This is a genomic window from Enterobacter sp. DN (assembly GCF_046054285.1).
In the GTDB taxonomy this organism is placed as follows: Bacteria; Pseudomonadota; Gammaproteobacteria; order Enterobacterales; family Enterobacteriaceae; genus Enterobacter; species Enterobacter hormaechei_C.
On sequence record NZ_JBJJTG010000003.1, the window covers coordinates 253,439 to 265,628 of the forward strand.

Sequence of the window (12,190 nt, forward strand, 5' to 3'; positions counted from 1 at the left end):
TAGCCTGATTGTCCCATAACGGAACTCCATGACCAACTACAGCCTGCGCGCGCGCATGATGATTTTGATCCTCGCTCCTACCGTTCTCATCGGTTTGCTGCTGAGCATTTTCTTTGTGGTGCATCGCTATAACGATTTGCAGAGACAGCTTGAAGATGCCGGGGCCAGCATTATCGAACCGCTGGCCGTCTCCAGCGAGTACGGTATGAACCTGCAAAACCGTGAATCCATTGGTCAGTTAATCAGCGTGCTGCACCGCCGTCATTCAGAGATTGTGCGCGCTATTTCCGTTTACGATGAGCATAACCGTCTGTTCGTCACCTCGAATTTCCATCTGGATCCCACGTCGCTGAAAATCCCGGATGGTACCCCCTTCCCGCGTCATCTTACGGTGTTGCGGCGCGGCGATATCATGATCCTGCGCACGCCGATTATCTCCGAAAGCTATTCACCCGATGAATCCGCCCAGTCCGATGCGAAGTCCAGCAATAATATGCTGGGATATGTGGCGCTGGAGCTGGATCTTAAGTCGGTACGGCTCCAGCAGTACAAAGAAATATTCATCTCCGGCGTGATGATGCTGTTCTGCATCGGCATCGCGCTGATCTTCGGCTGGCGACTGATGCGCGACGTCACGGGGCCTATCCGCAACATGGTGAATACCGTTGACCGGATCCGCCGGGGTCAGCTCGACAGCCGCGTGGAAGGCTTTATGCTCGGCGAGCTGGATATGCTGAAAAATGGCATCAACTCAATGGCGATGTCGCTGGCGGCTTATCACGAAGAGATGCAGCACAACGTTGACCAGGCCACCTCTGACCTGCGCGAAACGCTGGAGCAGATGGAGATCCAGAACGTGGAGCTGGATCTGGCGAAAAAACGTGCGCAGGAGGCGGCACGTATTAAGTCTGAGTTCCTGGCGAACATGTCGCACGAGCTGCGCACGCCGCTGAACGGGGTGATTGGCTTCACCCGTCTGACGCTCAAAAGCGAGCTGAACCCGACCCAGCGTGACCATCTGCATACCATTGAACGCTCAGCCAACAACCTGCTGACCATTATTAACGACGTACTGGACTTCTCGAAGCTGGAAGCGGGCAAGCTGATTCTGGAGAGTATTCCCTTCCCGCTGCGCAGCACGCTGGATGACGTGGTCACGCTTCTTGCCCACTCATCGCATGATAAGGGTCTGGAACTGACGCTCAATATTAAAAATGATGTGCCGGATAACGTCATTGGCGACCCGCTGCGCCTGCAACAGGTCATTACCAATCTGGTGGGCAACGCGATTAAGTTCACCGAGAACGGCAACATCGATATTCTGGTCGAAAAAAGGGCGCTCAGTAATAACAAAGTCCAGATTGAAGTGCAGATCCGGGATACCGGAATTGGTATTCCGGAGCGCGATCAGACGCGTCTGTTCCAGGCTTTCCGCCAGGCCGATGCGAGCATTTCCCGTCGTCACGGCGGAACGGGCCTGGGGCTGGTGATCACCCAAAAGCTGGTGAAAGAGATGGGAGGCGATATTTCCTTCCACAGCCAGCCTAACCGGGGCTCAACCTTCTGGTTCCATATCAACCTTGATCTTAACCCGAACGTGCAGACCGACGGCCCGGTCACCGGGTGCCTGAAGGGGATGCGTCTGGCCTATGTGGAACCGAACGCCGCGGCGGCGCAGTGTACGCTTGATGTATTAAGCAGCACGCCGCTGGAGGTCATCTACAGCCCGACCTTCTCCGCGCTGGCGAACGATCATTACGATATCCTGTTGTTGGGGATTCCGGTGACGTTTACCGGAGAACTGACCATGCAGCAGGAACGCCTGGCGAAGGCGGCCTCAATGACGGACTACCTGCTGCTGGCGCTGCCGTGCCACGCCCAAATCAACGCCGAAGAGCTGAAAAACGACGGAGCGGCGGCGTGTCTGCTGAAACCCCTCACCGCCACACGGCTGTTACCTGCGCTGACCGAATATTGCCGTCTGACGCATCAGTCCCTGCCGCTGGAAAACGACGAACATAAGCTGCCGATGACGGTGATGGCCGTGGACGACAACCCGGCGAACCTGAAGCTGATTGGCGTGCTGCTTGAGGATCAGGTTCAGCATGTTGAGCTGTGTACCAGCGGCGCCGAAGCCGTGGAACAAGCCAAACAGATGCAGTTCGACCTGATCCTGATGGATATTCAGATGCCGGGCATGGATGGCATCCGCGCCTGCGAGTTGATTCGCCAGCTTCCGCACCAGCAGCAGACGCCGGTGATTGCCGTGACGGCGCACGCGATGGCGGGGCAAAAGGAGAAACTGCTGGGTGCGGGCATGAACGATTATCTGGCGAAACCGATCGACGAAGAGAAGCTGCACAGCCTGCTGCTGCGCTACAAGCCGGGGCACATTGGCGGGACATACACCATTACAGCTGAATCGCCGGAGATCAGCGTTAACCAGAATGCCACGTTTGACTGGCAACTGGCGCTGCGCCAGGCGGCGGGCAAACCCGATCTGGCCCGCGATATGCTGCAAATGCTGGTGGACTTCCTGCCTGAGATCCGTAACAAGGTTGAAGAACAGCTGGTGGGTGAAAACCCCGAAGGACTGCTGGAAGCCATTCATAAACTGCACGGCAGCTGCGGCTACAGCGGCGTACCGCGGTTGAAAAATCTCTGCCAGTTGCTTGAACAGCAGCTCCGCGCGGGTACGCCAGAATCCGATCTCGAACCGGAGTTCCTGGAGCTGCTGGACGAGATGGACAACGTGACGCGGGAAGCAATGAAGGTGTTGGGGAGCTAAGACCAAAGCCCGGTGGCGCTTCGCTTACCGGGCCTACAGGAGCACGAACGTTAACGCGACATCCCCTGCCCCATCTTTATCACCGCCGCAATATTCCTTGCGGCCATCTGTACATTCTGTTGCGCATTTTCCAGCGCATCCTCCAGCGAGCAGATGGTGTAGATCACGCTGAATACGGCATCCAGTCCATGCTCATGCACCACGCCAACATCCGCCGTCAGGCTGCCGGCAATGCCGATAACTGGCTTGTTATAGCGTTTCGCGACTCTCGCCACGCCAACGGGCACTTTGCCGTGGATCGTCTGGCTGTCGATACGCCCTTCGCCCGTGATCACCAGATCGGCGTCCGCGACCTGTTCATCAAGATGCAGGGCATCGGTGACAATCTCAATCCCCTGACGGAGCTGTGCGCCGCAAAATGCATACAGCGCCGCCCCCATTCCGCCAGCCGCACCGCCGCCCGCCAGGTTTAAGACGTCAATATCCAGATCCCGGGCGATAATTTTTGCGTAATGCGCCAGCGCGTTGTCCAGCGTCCTGACCATCTCCAGCGTCGCCCCTTTCTGCGGACCAAATACCGCAGAAGCGCCAGCTTCGCCGATCAGGGGGTTGGTCACATCGCAGGCCACTTCAATTCGACAGTCTGCCAGCCGCTTATCCAGCCCGCTAAGATCGATATGCGCAAGGCTTGCCAGTTCGCCGCCGCCCGGCCCTACGGGCTGCGCTTTCGCATCCAGCAGTTTTACGCCCAGCGCCTGCACCATGCCTGCGCCACCGTCATTGGTCGCGCTGCCTCCAATGCCAATAATGATATGCTTTACGCCCGCATCCAGCGCATGACGGATCAGTTCCCCGGTTCCCCAGGAGGTGGTGATTAACGGGTTACGCTTTGCGGGAGCAACAAGCTCCAGACCGCTCGCTGCCGCCATCTCGATAAAGGCGCTTTTCCCGTCTCCGGATAACCCGAAAAACCCTTCCACGCGTTCACCCAAAGGCCCGGTAACGGGAACATGGACAAGACGCCCATGCGTGGCTGCCACCATCGCTTCCACCGTCCCTTCGCCACCATCGGCAACCGGTAATTTGACATAGTCCGCTGACGGGAAAATGTCGCGAAAACCGACCTCTATCGCTGTCGCCACCTCCAGCGCGCTCAAGCTTTCCTTATACGAGTCCGGAGCGATAACAATTTTCATAAGCCATCCTTACGCATGTTAGTTACGTTAAGCATACACCACGTAAGGGACCACTCATGGGAGCGGTCCCAATGCGCTTATCGTACCATGCACGGACGTTTATTGTCGAATGTCCACTCTGGGATCAGGTATTGCATCGCCAGCGCGTCATCACGCGCCCCAAGGCCGTGTTTCTGGTACAGCTCATGCGCTTTCATGACCTGGTCCATATCCAGTTCTACGCCCAGACCCGGCGTAGCAGGAACCTGTACCATACCGCCTTTGATTTCAAACGGCTGTTTGGTCAGGCGCTGGTTGCCCTCCTGCCAGATCCAGTGGGTGTCGATGGCGGTAATGTTGCCCGGCGCGGCAGCCGCCACGTGGGTGAACATCGCCAGCGAGATGTCGAAGTGGTTGTTGGAGTGCGAGCCCCAGGTCAGGCCGAACTCATGGCACATCTGCGCCACGCGAACCGAGCCCTGCATCGTCCAGAAGTGCGGGTCTGCCAGCGGAATGTCCACCGATTGCAGCGAGAGCGTGTGCCCCATCTGACGCCAGTCGGTCGCGATCATGTTGGTGGCGGTTGGCAGCCCGGTGGCGCGACGGAACTCCGCCATCACTTCACGTCCGGAGAACCCCTGCTCTGCACCGCACGGATCTTCCGCATAGGCCAGCACGCCTTTAAGCTGCTTACCGATTTTTATCGCCTCATCAAGCGACCAGGCACCGTTCGGATCCAGCGTGACGCGCGCCTGCGGGAAGCGCTTCGCCAGCGCGGCGATCGCCTCTGCTTCTTCTTCACCCGCCAGTACACCGCCTTTCAGCTTGAAGTCATTAAAGCCATATTTTTCATACGCGGCTTCCGCCAGGCGCACTACCGCATCCGGGGTCATCGCTTCATCGTGACGCACACGATACCAGTCGCATTTTTCGTCCGGCTGGCTCTGGTACGGCAGCGGGGTGAGTTTGCGGTTGCCGATAAAGAACAGGTAGCCGAGCATTTCCACTTCGCTGCGCTGTTGGCCGTCGCCCAGCAGGGAGGCGACATTGACGCCAAGATGCTGGCCCAGCAGATCCAGCATCGCGGCTTCAATGCCCGTGACCACATGGATAGTGGTGCGCAGATCAAACGTTTGCAGACCACGGCCACCCGCATCACGATCGGCAAAGGTCGTACGCACGCGAGTCAGCACATTTTTGTACTCGCCCAGCGTTTTACCCACCACCAGCGGAATGGCGTCCTCCAGCGTTTTACGGATCTTCTCCCCGCCCGGGATTTCACCGACACCGGTATGCCCTGAGTTGTCCTTGATCACCACAATATTACGGGTGAAGAACGGCGCATGGGCGCCGCTCAGGTTCATCAGCATGCTGTCATGTCCCGCGACAGGAATGATCTGCATGGAGGTGACTACAGGGGTAGAAAATGTGCTCATCGTTCGATCCTTTTATCAGTGACGTCCAAATACAGGGCGCTTACGGTCAAATGTCCAGCCGGGGATAAGGTATTGCATCGGGCCTGCGTCGTTACGCGCGCCGCCCGGCAGTTTTTTATACGCTTCATGCGCCTTGTGGATCTGATCCCAGTCAAGCTCCACGCCCAGCCCCGGCGCATCCGGTACGGCAATGGTGCCGTTTTTGATTTCAAGTGGATTTTTGGTCAGGCGCGCTTCGCCTTCCTGCCAGATCCAGTGCGTATCGATGGCGGTCGGGTTGCCCGGCGCCGCCGCGCCAACGTGGGTAAACATCGCCAGCGAAATGTCGAAATGGTTATTGGAGTGGCAGCCCCAGGTGAGCCCCCAGTCATCGCACAGCTGCGCCACGCGCACCGCGCCGGAAAGAGTCCAGAAGTGCGGGTCCGCCAGCGGTATGTCCACCGCATTCAGCATCACCGCATGGCCCATTTCACGCCAGTTGGTGGCGATCATGTTGGTCGCAACCGGCAGCCCGGTAGCGCGGCGGAATTCGGCCATCACCTCGCGGCCAGAAAAGCCCTGCTCGGCGCCGCACGGATCTTCCGCGTAGGTCAGCACGTCGCCCAGCCCTTTGCACAGCGCGATAGCTTCATCCAGCAGCCAGGCGCCGTTCGGATCGACGGTGATGCGTGCCTCCGGGAAGCGTTTTTTCAACGCGCGCACGCTGTCAATCTCCTGCTCACCCGGCAGAACGCCGCCTTTCAGCTTGAAGTCTTTAAAGCCGTAGCGATCCTGCGCCGCCTCTGCCAGGCGTACCACCGCCTCGCCAGAGAGCGCCTCCTGATGACGCAGGTGATACCACGCGTGGCTGCCCGGCGAGCGTTCCAGATACGGCAGATCGGTTTTCGTCCGGTCGCCAACGTAGAACAGATAGCCCAGCACCGTTACCGCATCACGCTGTTTGCCTGGCCCCAGCAGTTCGCAGACCGGCACGTTCAGCGCCTTGCCCAGTAAATCGAGGAGAGCCGCCTCCAGCGCCGCCACCGCGTTAACGCGCAGTTCAAACGTCCAGGCCCCTTTGCCGAAGGTATCAAAATCCGCCGACTGGTTGCCCTTATGCACCCGCTGAACCACCTTGTTCAGGCGGGCGACCTCCTGCCCAACCACCTGCGGGATGGCGTCGACCAGCGTCTGGTAAATCACCTCTCCGCCAGGCGCTTCCCCGACGCCGGTATTCCCTGCGCTGTCGGTCAGCACCACAATGTTGCGGGTGAACCAGGCGTTATGCGCGCCACCAATGTTGAGCAGCATGCTGTCCTGACCCGCCACCGGTATGACCTTCATCTCCGTCACGATCGGGCTTGATTGCGTTGTCATCATCCGCGCTCCCCAACAGGTTTCAGTTCGATTCGTTTGATGTCACCCACCAGCACCAGATAACTGAGTACCGCCACCAGCGCATGGACGCCTACATAAATCAGCGCGCCGTTGAAGGAGCCAGTGGTGCCGACGATGTAACCGATAGCGATTGGGGTGACAATGCCGGAAATGTTGCCAAACATGTTGAACAGACCGCCGCTCAGGCCGCTGATCTCTTTCGGCGCGGTATCTGCCATCACCGCCCAGCCCAGTGCGCCAATGCCTTTACCGAAGAAGGCCATCGCCATAAAGCCGATAATCATCCACTCCGCGCTGACGTAGTTACAGAACACCATGGTCATGGAGAGCAGCATGCCGAGTACGATTGGCGTTTTACGCGCAATATTCAGCGAACCGGTACGACGCATCAGCCAGTCGGAGATGACCCCGCCAAGCACCCCGCCCACGAAGCCACAGATGGCCGGCACGGAGGCGACAAACCCCGCCTTCAGAATCGACATCCCGCGCGCCTGCACCAGGTAAACCGGGAACCAGGTGATAAAGAAGTAGGTTAAGGCGTTAATGCAGTACTGGCCGAGATAGATACCGATCATCATTCGTGAGCCGACGAGCTGTTTGATCTGCCCCCATTTCTGGCTGAACGGAACTTTAGCTTTCTGGGTTTTCTGATCCATGTTGATCAGCGCCCCACCTTCAGCAATGTAGTCCAGCTCTTTCTTGTTCACGCCCGGATGCTGGTTTGGTTCGTGGATCACTTTCAGCCAGATGAAGCTGATGACGATCCCCAGCCCGCCCATGAAGAAGAAGACGTGCGACCAGCCCACTTCGTGCGTCAGCCAGCCCATGATTGGCGCGAAAATAACCGTCGCAAAGTATTGCGCCGAGTTAAAGATGGCTACCGCCGTTCCCCTCTCCTGCGCCGGGAACCAGGCGGCCACAATACGGCTGTTGCCAGGGAATGATGGCGCTTCCGCTAAGCCCACCAGGAAGCGGAGGGTAAAGAGCGCAATGATAATGCCGAAGCCGCTGAAGATATCCACGAAGCCCTGTAACAGGGTAAACATCGACCAGATGAAAATGGACCAGAAATAGACCCGTTTTGAACCAAAGCGGTCCAGCAGCCAGCCGCCAGGGATTTGGCCGATTACGTAGGCCCATGAAAATGCGGAGAAAACATAACCCATACCTACCGGATCAAGTCCGATGTCCTTTGCCATCTCAGAGCCGGCAATGGATAACGTGGCACGGTCGCCGTAGTTGAAAGAGGTGACGATAAACAGCATCACCACTATCCAGTAGCGGGCGTTGGTGCGCTTCTCAGCGCTGCTCGCCGCGTGGCTTAATGTACTCATTGTTGCACTCCTGAAACATAGCTTTCGCCTGGTTCATTCTGTACAGCACCTGTAGGGTAATCAGAATGAGAGATTTGTGTTTGGTTTTGGTACGGCCAGAAGCCGTTTTATAGTGACGGGAAAAGTATATGAAGGAGTGCCTCTTCACCTCACCGTGCAAAAACACAGTATTGAAGGGCGTGAGGGAGGTTGTTTAGGGCATAAGCCCAGAGGAGTGGAAGGTGGTTCACGGAAATGGCGTTTGGGGCGGGGTGTAATGCCGGGTGGCGGCTACGCCTGACCCGGCCTGGCATTGGTATAGCGCAGGGTTATTTAAGCAGCGTTGCCCAGTGTTCAACCCAGGGATTTGACTCGCTTTCTGGCTCAGGGTGTTCACCCGCATCAATCAGCAACATCTCTCCGACGCGCTGAGCGCTCTGTTCCTGCAACAGCGCGTCGAACTGTTTACCGCCGCCGCAGAAATTAGCGTAAGAGCTATCGCCGAGGGCGATGATGCCATAGTGAACATCTGGCTGATAGCCGAGCTGGTCTTTAATGCCCTGGAAAAGCGGGACGATGCTGTCCGGCAGATCGCCCTGCCCGGTGGTGGAGGTCACCACCAGGATGTATTTATCTTTATACTTTTCCCAGTCCGCCAGCTCCGGATCTTCATAGACCGTTGCTTTATGGCCCTGGTTTACAAGGATTGCTTCCGCTTCCTCCGCCACCAGCAGCGAGTTGCCGTACATCGTGCCGACAAAAATGCCTACTTCAGCCATGCTTTGCTCCCGTAATTATTGCGCTTGCTGTTCATCCTGAACGTTGCCTGCGGCAAACTCAACCCTTTCATTTTCGGGGAGTTGTCCCAGCCAGCCAAACTGTGACAGCGCCTGCATCCAGACCTCGTCCAGCCCTGCGCGAATAGTCAGCGGTTCGCCGGTAAACGGGTGCGTCAGGCGTAGCTCGCTGGCGTGCAGCATCAGCCGGTTACAGCCAAAGTGCTCGGCCGCGCTGCGGTTCTGGCGCAGATCGCCGTGCTTGCTGTCGCCGATAATCGGGTGGCGCAGATGTGCAAGGTGGCGGCGAAGCTGGTGCTTGCGCCCGGTTTTGGGCAAAAGCTCAACCAGACTGTATCGCGTGGTCGGAAATTTGCTGGTCGCCACCGGCAGTTCTGTGGTCGCCATACCGCGATAGTCGGTCACCGCAGGCTGCGGGCCTTTATCTTCGCGGGCAAATTTATCGGCAATTTTATCCAGTTCCTCCACCAGCGGATAATCAAGCGTGGCGGAATCCGTCAGCCAGCCACGCACGATGGCGTGGTAGCGCTTTTGCATCTGGTGCTGCTCAAACTGCTGCGAAAGCAGTCGACCCGCCTCACTGGAAAGCCCCATCAGCAGAACGCCAGAGGTTGGCCTATCCAGACGATGGGCAGTAAAGACGTGCTGACCGATCTGATCGCGCACGGTTTGCATGACCACGACTTTCTCATCGCGATCGAGCCAGCTACGGTGCACCAGCCAGCCGGACGGTTTATTCACCGCCACTAACCACTCATCCTGATAAAGGATCTCAAGCGTCATGCATCGTCACCGGCGAAAAGCGCATCGAGCTTTTCCAGCTCCACCAGCATCATGGCACGCGCCGGGTGGGTCGCTTCCAGCGCCATTTCGTAATAGGGAGAGACGGCAAAAGACGCGGGCAACGCGTGACCACCTTCCAGTAGCGCGTGCATACGAGGAATTAAGACCCACTGGAGCCACTCGAACGGGGCCAGCGTATCCAGACAAAACGGTTGGGTGCTGGCGAACGCGTCTGGCTGCGGCGCGTTATCCTGCCACAGCTGATGCTGGCGCATAAGGGCTTCGATGGCGTGCAACTGCGCACGAACGTTGTCATGATGCGACATATATACCTCAACTGAAAAACGGAATGGCGCGAAGCATAGCATTGCGGACGACAGAAATAAAAAAAGGGAGCACTGTAAAAACAGTGCTCCCGGTTCGTTTCGCAGCATTCCAGCTACAATACGTGCTCCCTGCTCATCCGTGACAACTTTTCCTGATGCCCGAAGGCCTGGTCATCCATTTACCTTTTGCTTCCTGCTCACATCGTCCTGATGTGTAGGTTTCATCCTGAAACGTCCTGGCCAGCCTGACCCACCGACCATACTGACCGGCTCTCGTTCTCCTTCCTGGAGGTGTCCCTTACGCATCCTGCGTGATCCACTTTGCTTCATCCTGAAGCCTTCCTGCGGCGTCATCCTGACGTGTCCCTGGTAAGAAACGCCATCATCCTGATGTTCGTTTCTCGTGTCGGCATCCTGTCGACACAGATAGAATCCGCTATTCTGCTTCGTCTTACAACCCACCTTGTAAGCAATGTAAGCCAGGCGAAACGGGGGATTTCCTTTCAGAAAAACACTAACCTGTTGAAAGAAAAGTTAATATTAATCTGAAATTCCTAAGGCAACGCTAACTGTTTCGGCGATGTCTCACAGAGCGTGTAAGAGATCTCTCACACGTCCAGTAGCATCATGGATTACAGAAGCGGCTTAATTTGGGTAAGAAAATCCGCAAGTGAAGGCGCGAGAACGTCGCGATTGCGGGTGCCGAGCGTCTCTTTGATGACCTCGCCAGACAGGTTGCAGACAGAAATGACGTCCAGTTCACTGTCGAGCGTCGCAATAAAAAGAGTCGGAGAGAGCTTAAGGCGTTTTTGCGTGACCAGGTGACCAATGAGGTTTTCCTGAACGCGTTGCAGATCGTCTTCGCTCCAGGTTTGCAGCAGCGTCAACGGCTGTCCTGCAAAACATGCAGTCATATCCCCGGCAAACTGCGTGGTATAAAATGCATGAAGCGCAGGTTGTATCACAATGTCCATCGCGCGTTCAACCGCATTTACATTCTGCTCGCCCGTGAACGGTTTCGGTTGCCAGATAACGTAATCATCCTGCGAAGCGATAATGCACGGTGACGGCACGCCATATAAGTCAGTACTTTGCGGCCACGTCCCCCGCTTTTCATGCCAGGCATCGCAATAGCGGGTCGTGAAGGACGTCAGGGCATTTGCAGTTTCGATATCCACCGATTTCTCTCTTCTTGTAAGACAGGATAAACTCAGCCCATAAGTGTACCTGTAAAGTGGCTATGAAACATGTCTTACGAAAATCATCAGGCGTTAACGGGCTTAACGCTGGGTAAATCGACCGATTACCGCGACACCTACGATGCAAGCCTGTTGCAGGGCGTGCCGCGCAGTCTGAACCGCGATCCGCTCGGGCTGCACGCTGACGCGCTGCCGTTTGTCGGCGGCGACATCTGGACGCTGTACGAACTCTCCTGGCTGAATGCGCGCGGTCTGCCGCAGGTGGCCGTGGGCCACGTCGAGCTGGATTACGCCAGCGTAAACCTGGTCGAATCCAAGAGCTTTAAGCTCTATCTCAACAGCTTTAACCAGACCAAATTCAACAGCTGGGACGAGGTACAACAGACGCTTGAACGTGATTTAAGCGCGTGCGCGCAGGGGAACGTAACCGTCTCGTTATACCGTCTGCATGAGCTGGAAGGACAGCCTGTCGCCCATTTCCACGGCACCTGCATCGACGATCAGGACATTGAGGTGGAAAGCTATGAATTTAGCACCGACTACCTGGAAAACGCGGCGGGCGGAAAAGTGGTCAACGAGACGCTGGTCAGCCATCTGCTGAAATCCAACTGCCTTATCACCCATCAGCCGGACTGGGGCTCGGTACAGATCCAGTACCGCGGCCCGCAGATTGATCGTGAAAAGCTGCTGCGTTACCTGGTGTCATTCCGTCATCACAACGAATTCCACGAGCAGTGCGTGGAGCGCATCTTCAACGACATCCAGCGTTTCTGCCAGCCCGAAAAGCTGAGCGTTTACGCCCGCTACACCCGTCGCGGCGGTCTGGATATCAATCCGTGGCGCACCAATACCGATTTTGTGCCTGCCACCGGACGGCTGGTGCGCCAGTAAGATAAATATTTTCACAATATGCGGGCGGTATTCCGCCCGAAGTGTTGTGAAACGTCATAAGCCAGGGCTATTGTAATCAACAGGGAAAGACGATAATCGTCCCAT

At 56.9% G+C, this 12,190-nt stretch carries 10 protein-coding genes; 2 read left to right on the forward strand and 8 right to left on the reverse strand.

Annotated features, from left to right (window positions below):
- The first annotated feature begins 28 nt into the window (after positions 1-28).
- The gene (gene barA / locus ACJTMZ_RS09660) at positions 29-2,788 is read left to right on the forward strand and encodes a two-component sensor histidine kinase BarA (RefSeq protein ID WP_252010970.1); all 2,760 of its coding nucleotides are present in this window, start codon (positions 29-31) and stop codon (positions 2,786-2,788) included.
- A gap of 50 nt (positions 2,789-2,838) precedes the next feature.
- Here barA and ACJTMZ_RS09665 read toward each other — a convergent pair whose 3' ends face one another.
- From ACJTMZ_RS09665 to syd, 8 genes are all read right to left on the reverse strand, one after another.
- The gene (locus ACJTMZ_RS09665) at positions 2,839-3,984 is read right to left on the reverse strand and encodes a glycerate kinase (protein WP_047365778.1); all 1,146 of its coding nucleotides are present in this window, start codon (positions 3,982-3,984) and stop codon (positions 2,839-2,841) included.
- A 77-nt stretch (positions 3,985-4,061) separates the two neighbouring features.
- Positions 4,062-5,399, reverse strand: a complete 1,338-nt coding sequence (gene gudD, locus ACJTMZ_RS09670; RefSeq protein WP_032619132.1) for a glucarate dehydratase — start codon at positions 5,397-5,399, stop codon at positions 4,062-4,064.
- Between the two features lie 15 nt (positions 5,400-5,414).
- Positions 5,415-6,755, reverse strand: a complete 1,341-nt coding sequence (locus tag ACJTMZ_RS09675; protein WP_026094263.1) for an enolase C-terminal domain-like protein — start codon at positions 6,753-6,755, stop codon at positions 5,415-5,417.
- Positions 6,755-8,110 (reverse strand): galactarate/glucarate/glycerate transporter GudP, encoded by a 1,356-nt coding sequence (gene gudP, locus ACJTMZ_RS09680; protein WP_003862734.1) that lies wholly within the window; start codon positions 8,108-8,110, stop codon positions 6,755-6,757. Before gudP ends, ACJTMZ_RS09675 begins: the two co-directional genes overlap by 1 nt.
- A 308-nt stretch (positions 8,111-8,418) precedes the next feature.
- Positions 8,419-8,868, reverse strand: coding sequence for a flavodoxin (locus ACJTMZ_RS09685; protein WP_015571732.1), 450 nt, complete (start codon positions 8,866-8,868; stop codon positions 8,419-8,421).
- Between the two features lie 15 nt (positions 8,869-8,883).
- Complete coding sequence (truC, locus tag ACJTMZ_RS09690) at positions 8,884-9,669, reverse strand: tRNA pseudouridine(65) synthase TruC (protein WP_015571733.1); 786 nt, start codon at positions 9,667-9,669, stop codon at positions 8,884-8,886.
- Positions 9,666-9,995: a YqcC family protein gene (locus ACJTMZ_RS09695; RefSeq protein WP_017382834.1), complete on the reverse strand. Its 330-nt coding sequence runs from the start codon at positions 9,993-9,995 to the stop codon at positions 9,666-9,668. The genes truC and ACJTMZ_RS09695 overlap by 4 nt, the downstream gene beginning before the upstream one ends.
- Positions 9,996-10,627: 632 nt before the next feature.
- The gene (gene syd / locus ACJTMZ_RS09700; protein ID WP_063137313.1) at positions 10,628-11,173 is read right to left on the reverse strand and encodes a SecY-interacting protein; all 546 of its coding nucleotides are present in this window, start codon (positions 11,171-11,173) and stop codon (positions 10,628-10,630) included.
- Between the two features lie 69 nt (positions 11,174-11,242).
- On the opposite strand from syd, the gene queF reads away from it, so the two are divergent.
- On the forward strand, positions 11,243-12,085 hold the full coding sequence (queF, locus tag ACJTMZ_RS09705) for an NADPH-dependent 7-cyano-7-deazaguanine reductase QueF (RefSeq protein WP_015571734.1): 843 nt from the start codon (positions 11,243-11,245) through the stop codon (positions 12,083-12,085).
- Positions 12,086-12,190: the final 105 nt, after the last annotated feature.